Below are 14,039 nucleotides of genomic sequence, written 5' to 3'. Positions count from 1 at the left end.
CTAACTAGCGCGGCATTGGGTCATACAATGCGGACACGATGGCACAGTACACCGTTGGGTCTCTGCAATTTTTATCGTAGGCGGTGCCAATGCCAGGCACCAGCGACCATCAATAAATATCGCTCGCTTTGACTGTTCCGAGAAAAATCCATTTTTCTCCCATAACCACGCCGGCAAGGAGTTTGAGACACCAGCCCGCAACGGTTACGGTGCTCCAACGTTCAAGGAATAAATCTTCCGACATGAGAGTACACCCCTTCACGAGCAACTGCCCTGCTTTTTATTGGACGATTCCTCGGTTCGATACGCACCCTCCACTCCGGCGCAAACGCTGCCGTTGAATATCAATAGCCTCCGTCCCGCTTGCAGGTCTGCCTTTCCCCGAACGGCAACGTCAGGCTCGCGAAATCACAGGTCTCGTCGGCTCAACCCTTCTCATCGAAGTGGCTGGAACGCCGAGACCCGACCACGAAAGAAAATAATTGAACCGAGATCCAAGTCATACCCGGATCTCGGTTCAGAAGCTTACCCACATTCCAGTTCGTGGATATTGATCGGCAAACATGCTCTGAGGCGAAGCAGATATTTCGCCTGCTACTGGGCGCTGTATGCGAGATTGAGTGGCTTCCATCCGGTGTCATGATCAAATTCCGCATCCGATACAGCAAGCCCACAGATCGAGCCAATGAAATTACCATCCTTGTCGAAGACGATTTCGTTCCAGTTCGCGATGGCTTCCTTGTAGGACACAGCCTCAAACTTATGCGAGGGCTCACCGACCGAGTCATAGGCAGTCCCTGCTTTTCGCAAACTGAACACCCCCTTCGCGCGCATCACGGACGTGTTTTGATACTCCCCCACTCAAAGGTAAGGCTCCACGTCGCTCTACCTCACGCGAAATACATCGATCCGGACCCCCTGGGCAAGGCGTTCACCGGTGCCAAGGAATAACGTGCGGTTCAGCCATGCATAGGGTCCGGATTCATCGGCAGAAAGAGCCGGCACACAACGGAAATAAACACGGGACGGGTCCACGTGCTCTCCCGACATCATGCGCTCAAGGTCCGCAGGGTCAGCCGTGCGTACAGCACGGTTCTCGACCAAAATTCGGTGCCCATCATCGAGCTCAAGCACGTAGTTCGCTTCGAGCAGGGCAAGATCTGCGCTTGGATAGCGTTGGAAGTCTGCCCCGGCATCTAATACGCGTCCCCTCATCCGAGGACCGCTAACGCTACCACCACGAATCGGAGCGACCCGGCGCACGCCTTGCGCGGTGTTGCCGATGGTGATCGTCTCGCTTACCGCAACTTCGATGGTTGCCACGAAGTCCAGACTAGGCGGAGTGGGAGTAATTTCCACGGTTGATCCTTTCGCTTACTTGGGTTCAGCCTACTGCTGGCGCTTCGAGGCGAACTCAAATTCACTGAGAATAACGTACTAAGAAAATGTCAGCTAGCCGTATGGTTACCTCGTCGTGTTACAGCAAAAGGCACTCGTCAAAACCCTGGTTTACAGTAGAGTCATGGCCAATTCGCGCAGCGGGGATTCAATGCTGGATCGCTTAGTGCGGATCCTGGATTCATTTGACTCAGAAAATCAGTCACTGAGCGTCATCGCACTGGCCCGCCGGGCAGAAATTCCCAAAGCCACCATGTATCGGCTACTCGATGAGCTGGTTGGCCATGGTCTGCTGGCGCGGGACAAAGACGGGCAAGTGCGCCTCGGACTGCGGTTGTGGGAGCTGGCCAACCGCAGCACCACCACGCAAGATCTGCGCAAGACCGCGTTACCTTTTATGGAAGACATCAACCAGCTTCTAGGGCAGAACACGCAGCTATCAATGCTCCACCAAGACGAAGTGCTGATCATTGAACGATTGTCCCGTCCTGGCTCCGTAGTCAACCAAGCCAGCGTGGCAGGCCGAATGCCTGTGCACAGCACTTCCATGGGGATGGCACTTCTAGCATTTTCCCGCCCAGAAGTGATCCGCGAGTTCCTGGACCGCCATCGTGAAATCATGAATTCAACCCACCCGAACTTCCGCGCCGAGATGGCAGAGATCAGACGCAACGGATACGCCTCGTTTGACGGGTTCATCGATCCCGAGACCACCGGCGCGGCGGCACCGATCCTGGATAATTCCGGTTACCAAGTTGCCGTGCTTTCGGTGGTAGTTCCCCGCGATTCAACGTCTCTGCAGCCTGCAGCGATGGCGCTACGCACCGCGGCCCGAGGTATTTCCCGAGCGCTGCTTTTGACTAATACCCCTTAGCGCCCCTAGCCTCGGCGCCATGCGATGATCGGCCAAGATCGATGACCGTTCACCGAATCACTCAAGGCCGGTGCGCCGATTTTGACTTCGGAATTCCGGCAGGACTGCTCTGGCGTGTAGCACTGAGCCGCGAAGCGTAACCAACCATTCACTTTTCTCATTCATTGAGACTCTTGGTGCCGGCCCGCCGGGTTCCACAGCATTCTTGAGGAAGTTCCACATCCTCGACCACCAAGGGGAATCCGGCAATGCTGCCGAATTCTTATACTGCTGGTCCCGCACAGACAGGCAGGATCCCATGGTTCAGAGTCCACGCATCATCAAGACCAAGGTCGGCATCATCGGTGGCGGCCCCGCAGGCCTGATGCTCTCGCATCTGCTTTCTAAATCCGGCATCGACAACTTGGTAGTCGAAATGCGCGACCATGAGACAATTCGCAACACCCACCGCGCGGGCATTCTCGAAGCGCAAGCAGTTAAGATGCTCTCCGACTCTGGAGTCAACGGGCGAGTACTCACCCACGGAGACGAGCACGCCGGAATCGACCTTCGTTTCAACGGTGAGTCGCATCCGTTGGATTTCCGCGATCTCGTTAACGCCACGGTCACCCTGTACGCACAGAACGAGGTTTTCGTAGATCTGGCAGCAGCCCGCCAGCGCGACGGTGGTGACGTTCGCTTTAACTGCGAAGTCACCGAGATCCTGGATATGGAAACCTCCACCCCGAAGTTCCGCTTCACCGACGCGCAAGGCACCCTCTTCGAGGTTCACGCCGACGTAATCGTCGGCGCCGACGGGTCACGCTCCTTTGCCCGCAGGCAAATGCCAGAAACGGTGCGCAAAGACTTTAAAGTCACTTACCCCTTCGCCTGGTTTGGCATCCTCACCGAGGCACCAAAATCTGCACCTGAACTGATCTACGCCAACTCACCGCACGGGTTTGCGCTTATTTCCCAGCGAAGCGAAACCGTGCAGCGCATGTATTTCCAGTGCGACCCCAACGAAGATGTGAACGCGTGGAGCGATGACCGCATCTGGTCGGAACTGCAAAAACGCGTGGATGGCCCCGATAATTTCCAGCTGAAAACCGGCGAGATCTTCGACAAGACCATATTGGGCTTTCGTTCCTTCGTGCGCGAGCCGCTCTCCCACGGGCGCATGTTCTTGATCGGCGATGCCGGGCACACCGTGCCGCCGACCGGAGCCAAGGGATTAAACTTGGCCTTCGCCGATGTGAAGGTGCTCTTCGAAGCACTCGATTCGTTCTTCTCCACGGGTAGCGAGAAGTTGCTAGGCGGCTATTCGGATCTGGCTCTGAAACGGGTTTGGAAGGCACAGAACTTCTCCTACTGGGTGACGTCAATGCTGCATACTCCGGTGGGCGCCGACCCGTTCATGGCCAAGCGTGCACTAGGCGAACTGGAAACCGTCACCTCTTCGCGCTACGGGCAGCAGTACCTGGCAGAGTCATACACCGGCTGGCCACACTCTTAAACCACAGGCATAACAACAACCCTCCATTCCGAAAGGAGCACGTAGTGAGCACCGAAACCACCAAGGACGAATCGTTCGAGAATTCGCACGTCCTAGACCCTGCGGCCACCGCCGACTCGCAGGAAAAAATCACCGACGAGATCACCAGCATTCACGAGGCTTACCGCCAAGAAGTGGTGTCCGGGAAGAAGGCTGAAACTCAGCCACGCATCAACTTTGCCCCGTATCGTTCCTCGCTGCTGCGCCATCCCACCAAGAACCTGCACCATGTGGATCCGGAAACCATTGAGCTGTACTCCCCTGCCTTCGGTCAGCGCGACGTCCACGCACTGGAATCGGATCTGACCATTCAGCACAACGGTGAACCAGTCGGCGAACGCATCGTCGTGGCCGGCCGCGTGCTCGACGGCGACGGCCGTCCGGTCGCCGGCCAGCTGGTGGAAATCTGGCAGGCCAACGCCGCCGGACGCTACATCCACAAACGTGACCAGCACCCCGCTCCGATCGATCCGAACTTCACCGGTGTGGGCCGTGCGATCACCGGACCCAACGGCGAATACTCGTTCACCACCATCAAGCCGGCACCGTACCCGTGGAAGAACCACCACAACGCCTGGCGCCCGGCACATATCCACTTCTCGCTATTCGGCACGGACTTCACCCAGCGGATGATCACCCAGATGTATTTCCCCGGTGATCCGCTCTTCAGCCTGGACCCGATCTATCAGGCCATCACCGATCAGGATGCCCGCGACCGTTTGGTCGCAACCTATGACCACTCGATTACCAGCCACGAATGGGCCACCGGATACAACTGGGACATCGTCCTGACCGGCTCAAACCGTACGTGGATGGAAGACGAAAAGGGAGATCACTAAATGCCTCAGGCACCAGAACTTAAACTCGCTCCCACCCCGGGACAGACAATTGGCCCGTTCTACGGCTATGCGTTGCCTTTTGAAAAGGACAACGAACTGGTCAATCAGGCCAACCCGAATTCGGTGCGCCTCCATGGGGTTATCACCGACGGCAAGGGTGAGGTTATCCCGGATGCACTGCTAGAAATTTGGCAGGCAGACGAGAACGGAAGCGTGGTTTCCCGCGACGGCTCGCTGGTTCGTGACGGGTACACCTTCACCGGCTGGGGCCGCACCGCGGTGGACAACGTCGGCCACTACACCTTCACCACGGTAAATCCGGGCGCCACCGAAGACGGCAAAGCCCCGTTCATCATGCTGACCGTGTTCGCCCGCGGGCTGCTCAACCGTCTGTTCACCCGCATCTATCTGCCCGAGGACACACGGGCTCTGGACAATGACCCGTTGTTGTCCTCGCTGACTGAAGCACAGCGTAAAACCTTGATTGCTACCCGCGAAAAAGACGGCTCATTACGTTTTGATATCCGCTTGCAAGGCGAGGACGAAACCGTGTTCCTCGCCTACCCACGCGAGAGTTAAGCACTCATGACAGGCCCCGTGTCAGCGCACCGGCATCCGAAGAAATTCGGTGCTGGTGCGCCCACGGGGTTTTGCCCGTTGTCGGGCACTAAAGTTTGAGACCTACCCACCAAAGAATTGAGGGACGTGTGGACACCGTGGATTATGGCCTGCTCTCTCCGGCTTGGGCCGGAACTGGTGCTTCCGCTACCGCCAGCGACGTGGCGTTCGTGCAGGCCATGTTGGATACCGAAGCCGGATGGGTGCAGGTGCAAGCAGATGCCGGCTTATGTTCCGCCCAAGACGCACAAGCCGTGCGCTTAGTCGCGCAGGTACAACGATATGACCTAGCCCTGCTTGCCGAAAAAACCCCCGATGGTGCTAATGCGCTGATCCCGTTGCTCGGGATGATGCGCGAGCTGCTGAGCACTGATGGCGCCCCGACAACGGCTAGTGCCGCGTTGCACCGTGGTGCCACCAGCCAAGACATCATCGACACCGCCCTGATGCTAGTGCTCGCACGCACCATGGTCGGGACACTCACTAATTTACGCAACACCGCCACCGGGTTAGCCGCGCTTGCTCAGGCTCACCGTGACACTGTCTGCATTGCCCGCTCGCTGACCCAGCATGCGTTGCCAACGACCTTCGGATGGAAGGCCGCCAGCTGGCTAAGCGCGGTATTGAGCGCCGAAACCCAGCTGGATGCCGCCTCGAAGCAACTGTCCCTGCAGTGGGGCGGTGCGGTAGGGACGCTGGCATCACTCGAACAGTTCCTTGTTGATCATCCCGAGGTTTCGGCCACCAGCGCGAGCCTGACCGCCGATCTTGCAAGCCTGTTGGGTCTGTCCAATCCCGGCGTCCCCTGGCATACCAACCGCATGCCCATTGTTCAGGTTGGTTCCGTCTTAGCCGCATCCGTTGCGGCACTGGGAACCTTCGGTGCGGACGTACTCACCGCCTCCCGACCTGAAATAGGTGAATTATCCGAACCCCGAGAAGCGGGCAAGGGTGGTTCCTCAGCCATGCCGCAGAAGCAGAACCCGGTACGTTCGGTGTTGCTGCGCAACGCTGCATTGAGCGCCCCAGGGCTGGTGAACACGTTGTTTACCGCCGCGGGAACTGCTGTAGACGAACGCCCGGACGGCGGCTGGCACGCCGAGTGGAGTGCGTTGCGTGAACTTGCCCGGCTGGCGGCCGGAGCTGCGGCCCACGGCGCATTTTTGGCACATGGCCTGAACGTAAACCAACCAGCCATTGCAAAAAACCTTGCCTTGGGTGGCGACGCGATACTTTCCGAACGTTTGGCCACGGTGCTGACACCATTAGTGCCCGGCGGCAAGGCGACCATCCAGGCTCTGGTGCGTCGCAGTCTGAGCGAGGATCTGCCGCTGCGTGAGCTTTTGCGTTTGGAAATCGCCTCGCACGATCTGAGCGATAAAGACCTTTCCGATTTACTTGATCCGGCCGGCTACCTTGGTGCCGCGGATCGTTTCACTACAACCGTTCTCGCCGAATATTCGGCACGGAAGGAATTATGGCAGTCCCACAACTAACTCCATCGGTGCTTCACACCAACAAAGAACTCCCAACCCTTATCGTTGGCCCTTCGCTAGGTACCGCTTCCCTGCAACTATGGGGACCGGCGGTGCCATATCTGAAGGATCACTTCCAGCTTATTGCGTGGGATCTTCCCGGACATGGTGCAAGCAAGCCCTCCACCGAAGAGTTCTCCATGAGCCAGCTGGCCACCGGAGTGACCACCATGATCGATGCGTTGCGCACCGACGGGGTCATCACCGATGGCAGCAAGCTGTTCTACGCCGGAGTTTCCGTTGGAGGCGCGGTCGCATTGCAGCTGGCGGTCGATTACCCAGGTACTTTTAACGGACTGTCGAGCATCTGCGCCGCGGCAAAGATTGGCACTCCCGAAGGTTGGATGGAGCGAGCAGAACTCGTAGCTAAGGCCGGTACCCCCACCATGGTGACGGGTTCCGCGCAGCGTTGGTTTGCCCCTGGCTTCATCGAGAAGGAGCCGGTCATCTCCACCGACCTGCTGCACAATCTGCAGGACGCGGATCGTTTTGCGTACGCCCATGTATGTGGTGCGCTGGCAGGATTTGATGTCCGCGAGCAGCTGGCAACGACGACCGACCCAATTATCGCCATCAACGGCGCCCAGGATCAGGTCTGTCCTCCGGCGGATGCCCAATTTATTGCCGAGAACGCACCGAAGGCCACGGCGGCCGTTGTTGACTCCGCCGCGCACCTAGCCCCGGCCGAAGCACCCGAGGAAACCGCCGCCATTCTGGTCGATTTCTTCACCAGCAACTAGGGAAAGGTCAAAAACTTATGTCAGATTCTCAGCGTCAGCCCGGCGACACCTATGATGCAGGCATGGTCGTCCGTCGCGAGGTGCTCGGTAGTGAACACGTAGATCGCTCCACCAACAATTCGAACGAGTTCACCGACGAATTCCAGGAAATGATTACCCGCTACGCATGGGGCACCATTTGGACCCGCGATGGCCTGCCGCGCACCACCCGCAGTGCCATCACGCTGACCGCCATGATTGCCGGCGGTTACTGGGAAGAGCTGGAAATGCATGTGCATGCCGCACTGCGCAACGGCATGACCGCAGAGGAGATCAAAGAAGTCTTCTTGCAGTGTGCCATCTACTGTTCGGTTCCTGCAGCAAACGTTGCCTTCAAGATCGGCAAAAAAGTCTTGGACGAGTACGCCGCGGAAGAAACCAAGTAGCAAAGTTTCCCAACCGCCAAAAACCAGTGACCCCGAAAGAATCAGCTGATTCTTTCGGGGTCACTGGTTTTCAGTGGGCAAGGCTTAACTGCGCGCTGGAATCAGCGACTCCCCCAGCCAGCCACGTTCAATATCGTTGAGCGGGCGTGAGGATTTGCCATCTTGAGCTAACGGAACCATGACCGTGGTTGAATCGAAGACCTGCTCGCCATCCTGATAACCGATCCCGCGCACGGTAAAGGATTTGTTTCCCACGCGGCTAATTCCCATGCGGATCAGCATTTCTGGCTGGTAATAGAGCGGGCGCAGGTAATCGATATTAATCGAGGCGACCACCGTCCCATATTCAAAACGTCCGGTGTTGCCGTCTTCGCGCGTCCACCTAATTCGCGCTTCTTCCATCAGCGTGACGATGCGGGCATTATTAACATGCCCGAGGGCATCCTGATCAGACCAGCGAAGTTGCAAAAGTACCTCGGTAGCTGCGGCTAAATCCTGCTGGCTTGCTTCACTCATGACATCCATTTCATCAAAATTTGGCCTGTGCACCTAGTTGGGTGACGTGCTATCTTGTGTCAGTTTTTTGAAATGCGTTCCCAACGACAATCTTCGTTGTAAGCGTCAAGACAGTTCCAAATGTCCGGCTCCGCATAAAATCTCAGCTCATCGGTGAACCAGTAGGTTTGATCGGGATCCCATCCGGCAATCAGGGTGGCAAAGTTTTCGTCTACGACCAAGCATTCTCCGGCGAGCGCCAAGTAACCGGCAATGCTCAGATGTACACCGTCATAGTCTTTGGATACCGCAAACCAGTCGGGCATCACCCACGCTCCGTCTCGTCCGGTGGTCCGATACCATTCGTGGCGTTTATGGGCGGTGACCTCGATGCCGTAGTCCCGGCATAGTTGCACCCAATCGTTGGCTGTGGAGATTTCTAGAACTTTGACAGAAGGAGGAACGCTAGCTTTCCGTGTGACTGCTTGCTCCCAGGTGAAGGCATCTTCAACGCAGCTCACTCCTATTGGTTGCTGGTTAGTGAACACCCCTGTAGTGGCCCGCAAGTCCCAACTAGGCCTGGACCACCATTCACCTCCAATCATGGCGGTGACCGGTGTTGGCTTTTCTGCGCGCGCACGTGCCTCGGTGAGGATCAAGTTCTCTTTCCATCGCAGCAGCTTGTCAAAGACGCTTGACCCGGTGCTCGTCATCGAGCCGGCGGGATCAGGCTGGTCAAATTCCACATGAAACTGTGTGCGCAGATCAACCGGGGCTAACCACTGCTGCGTGAGACCAGAGGCCACAATATACTCGGCAACCCGACACAAGGCGTTGCGCAGCGCGGGCGCAGCTAACAAGGTGTCCTCCCCATCTGGTTCTTGCCAGTATCTGGCATGGACAACAGTACTTTCCAGCGACTTTTGCAAGAGCTGATCGGTGACCGGCAACAGCGTGGTGGCGCTTATCAGCTTGGCAAGTTCCTCCACGCTCACGGTGACGGTGCGTCCTTCGTCCGCACCCGGACCAAACGTGATGACCGAATCACCACGGCATGCCTCTACTTGGTACGACGCATAATACATTGCCGAATGCAGCGGGTGATCAGCGAATTCAGACAGCGCCTGGGCTTCACTGTCCAACGCAAATTCCCAAAGCACACGACGCCCCCGCCGACCACTAAGCAACAGCTCGACGATATCCATGGCTTACTCCTGCAATCGGCGAATCAAAACGATAAATCTTCCCAAGACACCGGGTTAGTTTTTACGAGATCGATTATTAGACATCACCCCAGAGCTCACTGCTATTTACCTCCGGCTGACAACGTTGGCTCTGGCTGGTCAACAGACTGACCGAATGTCACCACCCCGGAGGAACGTTCGTGAAATCATTCGCTCAACCCGGCAAGACCAATCGTTGCACCCCACTTCGGATCACCGCAGGTTCACTTGTCCTTCTCGCAACCTCGGCCGCCCTCACCGCGGCGAATTCCGCACCCGTTCCAGAACAAGCCAGTACTTCCGCCGCCAGCTGGAAAAGCACCGCCTACCGTGGCAGCGTCCAAGTGGTTCCCGCCAACGCTGAGCAGACGAATATCACTCCCGAGTCCATCGATGGCGTGGTGTTTGATGACCGTAACAAGAACTCCGCACGGGATGTTAACGAACCAGGCAGACCAGGTGTCACGGTGTCCAACGGACGCGAGGTGACCACCACCGATGGCCAAGGCCGCTATGAACTTCCTGCATTTGAGAACATGACCATATTCGTTACCCAGCCTCGTGGCTATCAGGTCCCAGTCGATGAACATAACGTCGCGCAGTTCTTCTATACTCATCTTCCCCAAGGGTCACCGGAGCTCAAATACGGTGGGATCGCGCCAACCGGCCACCTGCCTGAAGCCGTCAACTTCCCGCTCACCCAAAGCTCCGCCACCCAAAACCCAGAACAGAGCTGCCTGATCGGCGCGGACGTGCAAACCTACAATCAAAGGGAAGTTGAGTTCGCTCGCAATGGTGTGTTCACCGATCTGGCGCAGCGCACCGACTACACCGGATGCGGGGCACTGTTCATCGGCGACTTGGTGGGCGACGAGCTGTCCTTGTTCACCGCGACGCGCGAACTAACTTCCATGCTCAACGGGCCGGCGCGTTTCCTTCCCGGCAATCACGACATCGACTATGACTCCTTGGATGGGGAGCACGAATTCGATAGCTTCCGCGCCCAGTTTGGGCCAGAATATTACTCCTACGACACAGGAAAAACACACGTCGTTGCGCTGAGCACCATCGCCTACCCCACCAAGGTTCCAGCCAAAAAAGGCGACTACACCTATGACCTTGGTGAACAACAACTGCAGTGGTTGCGCGCCGACATTGCAAAGGTTCCTAAGAACAAAGCCATTGTCTTAGCCGGGCACAGCCCCTTATTGGAATTCTTCTACAGCGATGAGCACACCACTAAACAGATTAAAGAAATCTATAAGATCCTCGAAGGCCGCGAAGTTGTTTCCCTCGGTGGACACACCCACATGTCGGAGAATCTACGTGCCGGTGATTTGATGGCCGGATGGCAGGATGAAGTGGGCGCCGATGGGTTGCCGTTCACCCATCTGACAGTTCCAGCGGTTTCCGGACAGTGGTATGAGGGGCGGGTCACCGGCAATGGTTATCCAACATCCATCCAGCGTGATGGCACCCCGCCAGGAGTCTTGACCCTAGATATCAAAAACACCAAGATCACCGAACGCTTCACGATTACCGGAGGCGATACCTCAAAACAAATGTCGCTGGGACTTAACACCCCGCTCTACCGCACGTGGTACGAGCAAAACATCACCAAGCCACGTGGCACCGTGAGCGCACTGGAAGATCCGCTAACGGTCAGCCAAGCAGATCTGTCCAAGGACACCTGGCTCACCACAAACTTCTGGATGGGAAGTACCGGCTCAAAAGTTGAGGTGAGCCTTGATGGCGCAACATCAGCCACTGCTAAACGTACCCAGCAATTGAACGGTGAACGTCCACGCGTAGGCGCCGAGTTCTCCGATCCGGTAGCTATCGCCGAACAGTTCGTGCATGGTGGCGGTCTGGCCGAGAAGACCACCCACCTGTGGCGGTTTGAAGTACCTTCGGATCTTGCGGTGGGGTCGCACATGGCAACGGTGAAAGCCACCGACGTCCACGGACGTACCTTCACCGACCAACTGACCTTTGAAGTCACTTCGTAAGCGAGCGTAGGTCTTCGCGGTGCCAGCTTAGGTCAGCTGGGCACCGCCATATTCATGACTCATAGGCTCCCTATCGGGCCCTAAGGGCCATGGGACGCATAGGATGAGACCATGCGTATTGCTATCTTGGATGACTATCAGAACGCGGCTCGCGACTTCGCAGATTTTGATGCACTGGCTGCAGAGCTCAACGCCGATCTCACGGTGTTCAACGAACACCTCGGCCACGAAGACGACGTGGTCTGCGCGGCGCTAGAACCCTTCGACGTCATCGTGGCGATGCGCGAACGCACCCCGTTCACCCGGGCACGTTTCGAAAAGCTGCCCAACCTGAAAATGCTTGTTTCTACCGGGCGACGCAACGGTTCGATCGATTTGGCCGCCGCAGGACTGCATAATGTGGTGGTTTCACATACTGGCTATTCACCAACCGACGCCGTGGAACACACCTGGGCGCTCATCCTGGCTGCCGCGCGCAGGCTTGACGTGGAGCTGTTCTCTGCACAGTCTCCACGTGGTGAGGCAGAGCCTTGGCAGTCAACCTTCGGAATGGGTTTGGCAGGCAAAACCCTCGGCGTTTACGGTCTAGGTAATCTTGGGTCGCGCGTGGCCAAGGTCGGCCTTGCCTTCGGTATGCGGGTTATTGCTTACAGCCAGAATCTGACCAAAGCTCGGGCTACAGAGGTGGGTGTCGAGCTGGTTTCGGAAGCTGAGCTCTTCGCAACTAGCGACGTATTGACCATCCACCTGAAGCTTTCCGATCGGAGCACCGGAGTGGTCGGTGCCAAGCAACTATCTTGGATGAAACCCGAGGCCATTTTGGTGAACACCTCACGTAGCCGCATTGTTGAAACCCCGGCGTTGATCACCGCAATGGAGAACCGGTTGCTGCGTTTGGCAGCGGTGGATGTCTTTGATGTTGAGCCATTGCCGGTGCTTGATCAGCTGTCCCGTACCCGCGGGCTGATCGCTACACCGCATATTGGTTATGTAACTGCCGAACAGTTTGAAATGTTCTATCAGGATTCGGCTGAGAATATTCGTGCGTGGGCTAAGGGTTCACCGATCCGCGTGATGGGTCTCTAACCACGGGTTTCCGAGGCACAAAGTAGAAGTGCAAGATTGCGACTACCGCGGCCCAAGCGGCACCGATCAGCAGTCCTACCACTACGTCTGACACCCAGTGGTGCCCAATGTAGATGCGTGATGCGCCCATGGCGAGTATAAAGAGCGCCGCGATGATGCTGATCAGGTATGCGTATCTTTGCAGACCGTAAACAATGGCCAGGTAGCTGGCAATACCAATTAGCGCGGCCGCGTTGAGTGTATGGCCGCTGGGAAATGAAAACGATTCCGGCGGTGCAGGTCCACCGGGAATCCCCTGCGGACGGATGACTTGAAGGCTCGCTTTGAGAATGACCGTAAGCAGCACCGAGACCAGCGCGGTGAAAGCAACCGTTGCCAATGGCCATACGCTGCGCGTCCACCAACAGAGTAAGCCGGTCAGCACGAGCATGATCATCGTCATTCCGGGGGTGGACCCCCAGAAATATAGGAAGTCAGAAATACCTTGTAGTGCTGGAGTTTGATGATCTAAAACCCACTGGTATGTGGGTTGGTCCATGTCTTTAGCCCAACCACCGACATGCAAGGAAACTAGCACTCGTCGGGTGAAAAAGAACATCGCAACCACAAGACCAAAAATGATCCACAATATTTGTGTGCCACGAGGCTTTTGCCCCTGACGGAAGTTCCAAGACGATCTCATAGCTTCCATCGTAGTGGGCACGTCGCTACGCAGCTTCCGCCCCGGGCTATACGGAACAATAGAACTATGACGATCAAGATTTTGGCCATCGGCAAAAAACATGAATCCTGGGTAGACGAGGGAATCGCTCGCTACGAAAAGCGCCTGAAGAAGCCTTTTGACCTGTCGTGGCAGTTGCTTAACCATTCATCGCGTGAGAACGATGCGGCGCGTATCGAGGAATCTGCACGAATCCTCGCGAAGATCGATGACCGTGATTTTGTGGTGTTGCTCGACGAACGTGGCAAGAACGTGGACTCCCCTGCTCTAGCGAACACACTACGAGCCCCAATTGATTCTTCACGCAACGTCGTCATCATCATTGGCGGGGCTTACGGCGTAGACGCCTCGGTTCATCAGCGCGCGAACTTTGAGTGGTCCTTGTCTAAGCTGGTCTTTCCGCATCAGCTGGTGCGACTCATCCTCACCGAGCAGCTCTACCGGGCCCAAGATATTCTCGCCGGTGGCAAATACCACCACGTTTAAACGCTCCTCTTTCTCGGAGACCAGAATCTGCCTCACGTGAACAGTCCCCAATATCA

The 14,039-nt window shown here is 56.8% G+C and carries 16 protein-coding genes; 10 read left to right on the top strand and 6 right to left on the bottom strand.

Annotated elements, in window-relative coordinates; genetic code table 11:
* Positions 1 to 109 precede the first annotated feature (109 nt).
* The 3 genes from ACX5K5_RS01925 to ACX5K5_RS01915 form a co-directional block, all read right to left on the bottom strand.
* A complete protein-coding gene (locus ACX5K5_RS01925; RefSeq protein WP_256382685.1) occupies positions 110 to 244 on the bottom strand; it encodes a hypothetical protein in 135 nt (44 codons plus the stop codon).
* A 350-nt stretch (positions 245 to 594) separates the two neighbouring features.
* A complete protein-coding gene (locus ACX5K5_RS01920; RefSeq protein WP_459174929.1) occupies positions 595 to 810 on the bottom strand; it encodes a hypothetical protein in 216 nt (71 codons plus the stop codon).
* Between the two features lie 75 nt (positions 811 to 885).
* On the bottom strand, positions 886 to 1,359 hold the full coding sequence (locus ACX5K5_RS01915; protein ID WP_459174928.1) for a DUF3237 domain-containing protein: 474 nt from the start codon (positions 1,357 to 1,359) through the stop codon (positions 886 to 888).
* Between the two features lie 163 nt (positions 1,360 to 1,522).
* On the opposite strand from ACX5K5_RS01915, the gene ACX5K5_RS01910 reads away from it, so the two are divergent.
* The 7 genes from ACX5K5_RS01910 (at position 1,523) to pcaC (ending at position 7,963) form a co-directional block, all read left to right on the top strand.
* On the top strand, positions 1,523 to 2,272 hold the full coding sequence (locus tag ACX5K5_RS01910) for an IclR family transcriptional regulator (protein ID WP_459174927.1): 750 nt from the start codon (positions 1,523 to 1,525) through the stop codon (positions 2,270 to 2,272).
* 298 nt (positions 2,273 to 2,570) lie between these two features.
* On the top strand, positions 2,571 to 3,767 hold the full coding sequence (locus ACX5K5_RS01905) for a 4-hydroxybenzoate 3-monooxygenase (RefSeq protein WP_459174926.1): 1,197 nt from the start codon (positions 2,571 to 2,573) through the stop codon (positions 3,765 to 3,767).
* 44 nt (positions 3,768 to 3,811) lie between these two features.
* On the top strand, positions 3,812 to 4,645 hold the full coding sequence (pcaH, locus tag ACX5K5_RS01900; protein WP_096255070.1) for a protocatechuate 3,4-dioxygenase subunit beta: 834 nt from the start codon (positions 3,812 to 3,814) through the stop codon (positions 4,643 to 4,645).
* Entirely contained in the window at positions 4,646 to 5,224 is a 579-nt protein-coding gene (gene pcaG / locus ACX5K5_RS01895; RefSeq protein WP_346059738.1) for a protocatechuate 3,4-dioxygenase subunit alpha, read from the top strand.
* Positions 5,225 to 5,352: 128 nt separating this feature from the next.
* Positions 5,353 to 6,759 carry a lyase family protein gene (locus ACX5K5_RS01890; protein ID WP_443458551.1) on the top strand — a complete coding sequence of 469 codons (1,407 nt, stop codon included), beginning with the start codon at positions 5,353 to 5,355 and terminating at the stop codon, positions 6,757 to 6,759.
* Positions 6,741 to 7,538: an alpha/beta fold hydrolase gene (locus ACX5K5_RS01885; RefSeq protein WP_346059737.1), complete on the top strand. Its 798-nt coding sequence runs from the start codon at positions 6,741 to 6,743 to the stop codon at positions 7,536 to 7,538. Before ACX5K5_RS01890 ends, ACX5K5_RS01885 begins: the two co-directional genes overlap by 19 nt.
* 17 nt (positions 7,539 to 7,555) lie before the next feature.
* Positions 7,556 to 7,963: a 4-carboxymuconolactone decarboxylase gene (gene pcaC / locus ACX5K5_RS01880; protein WP_096255067.1), complete on the top strand. Its 408-nt coding sequence runs from the start codon at positions 7,556 to 7,558 to the stop codon at positions 7,961 to 7,963.
* An 84-nt stretch (positions 7,964 to 8,047) separates the two neighbouring features.
* Here pcaC and ACX5K5_RS01875 read toward each other — a convergent pair whose 3' ends face one another.
* Both ACX5K5_RS01875 and ACX5K5_RS01870 read right to left on the bottom strand, forming a co-directional pair.
* Positions 8,048 to 8,479 carry an acyl-CoA thioesterase gene (locus tag ACX5K5_RS01875; RefSeq protein WP_096255066.1) on the bottom strand — a complete coding sequence of 144 codons (432 nt, stop codon included), beginning with the start codon at positions 8,477 to 8,479 and terminating at the stop codon, positions 8,048 to 8,050.
* A gap of 59 nt (positions 8,480 to 8,538) precedes the next feature.
* Positions 8,539 to 9,663 (bottom strand): hypothetical protein, encoded by a 1,125-nt coding sequence (locus ACX5K5_RS01870; protein ID WP_459174925.1) that lies wholly within the window; start codon positions 9,661 to 9,663, stop codon positions 8,539 to 8,541.
* 179 nt (positions 9,664 to 9,842) lie between these two features.
* Here ACX5K5_RS01870 and ACX5K5_RS01865 point away from each other — a divergent pair, with 179 nt between their 5' ends.
* Positions 9,843 to 11,690, top strand: a complete 1,848-nt coding sequence (locus ACX5K5_RS01865) for a calcineurin-like phosphoesterase C-terminal domain-containing protein (protein ID WP_459174924.1) — start codon at positions 9,843 to 9,845, stop codon at positions 11,688 to 11,690.
* 111 nt (positions 11,691 to 11,801) lie between these two features.
* The gene (locus ACX5K5_RS01860) at positions 11,802 to 12,776 is read left to right on the top strand and encodes a D-2-hydroxyacid dehydrogenase family protein (protein ID WP_459174923.1); all 975 of its coding nucleotides are present in this window, start codon (positions 11,802 to 11,804) and stop codon (positions 12,774 to 12,776) included.
* On the opposite strand, the gene ACX5K5_RS01855 is transcribed toward ACX5K5_RS01860, so the two are convergent.
* Positions 12,742 to 13,458, bottom strand: coding sequence for a phosphatase PAP2 family protein (locus ACX5K5_RS01855; protein WP_170947927.1), 717 nt, complete (start codon positions 13,456 to 13,458; stop codon positions 12,742 to 12,744). The genes ACX5K5_RS01860 and ACX5K5_RS01855 overlap by 35 nt on opposite strands.
* Before the next feature lie 66 nt (positions 13,459 to 13,524).
* On the opposite strand from ACX5K5_RS01855, the gene ACX5K5_RS01850 reads away from it, so the two are divergent.
* Positions 13,525 to 13,983 (top strand): 23S rRNA (pseudouridine(1915)-N(3))-methyltransferase RlmH, encoded by a 459-nt coding sequence (locus tag ACX5K5_RS01850; RefSeq protein WP_170947926.1) that lies wholly within the window; start codon positions 13,525 to 13,527, stop codon positions 13,981 to 13,983.
* The last annotated feature ends 56 nt before the right edge of the window (positions 13,984 to 14,039 follow it).

This window comes from Glutamicibacter bergerei (assembly GCF_054495185.1).
Note: the sequence above shows the minus strand (reverse complement) of the source record. Positions and strands in the feature narration are given on the sequence as shown.

Excerpts from the sequence above, each read along its gene's own strand:
- ACX5K5_RS01925 (WP_256382685.1), bottom strand. The coding sequence starts at position 244 with ATGTCGGAAGATTTATTCCTTGAACGTTGGAGCACCGTAACCGTTGCG.
- ACX5K5_RS01910 (WP_459174927.1), top strand. The coding sequence starts at position 1,523 with ATGGCCAATTCGCGCAGCGGGGATTCAATGCTGGATCGCTTAGTGCGG.
- ACX5K5_RS01905 (WP_459174926.1), top strand. The coding sequence starts at position 2,571 with ATGGTTCAGAGTCCACGCATCATCAAGACCAAGGTCGGCATCATCGGT.
- pcaG (WP_346059738.1), top strand. The coding sequence starts at position 4,646 with ATGCCTCAGGCACCAGAACTTAAACTCGCTCCCACCCCGGGACAGACA.
- ACX5K5_RS01885 (WP_346059737.1), top strand. The coding sequence starts at position 6,741 with ATGGCAGTCCCACAACTAACTCCATCGGTGCTTCACACCAACAAAGAA.
- pcaC (WP_096255067.1), top strand. The coding sequence starts at position 7,556 with ATGTCAGATTCTCAGCGTCAGCCCGGCGACACCTATGATGCAGGCATG.
- ACX5K5_RS01875 (WP_096255066.1), bottom strand. The coding sequence starts at position 8,479 with ATGAGTGAAGCAAGCCAGCAGGATTTAGCCGCAGCTACCGAGGTACTT.
- ACX5K5_RS01870 (WP_459174925.1), bottom strand. The coding sequence starts at position 9,663 with ATGGATATCGTCGAGCTGTTGCTTAGTGGTCGGCGGGGGCGTCGTGTG.
- ACX5K5_RS01860 (WP_459174923.1), top strand. The coding sequence starts at position 11,802 with ATGCGTATTGCTATCTTGGATGACTATCAGAACGCGGCTCGCGACTTC.
- ACX5K5_RS01855 (WP_170947927.1), bottom strand. The coding sequence starts at position 13,458 with ATGAGATCGTCTTGGAACTTCCGTCAGGGGCAAAAGCCTCGTGGCACA.
- ACX5K5_RS01850 (WP_170947926.1), top strand. The coding sequence starts at position 13,525 with ATGACGATCAAGATTTTGGCCATCGGCAAAAAACATGAATCCTGGGTA.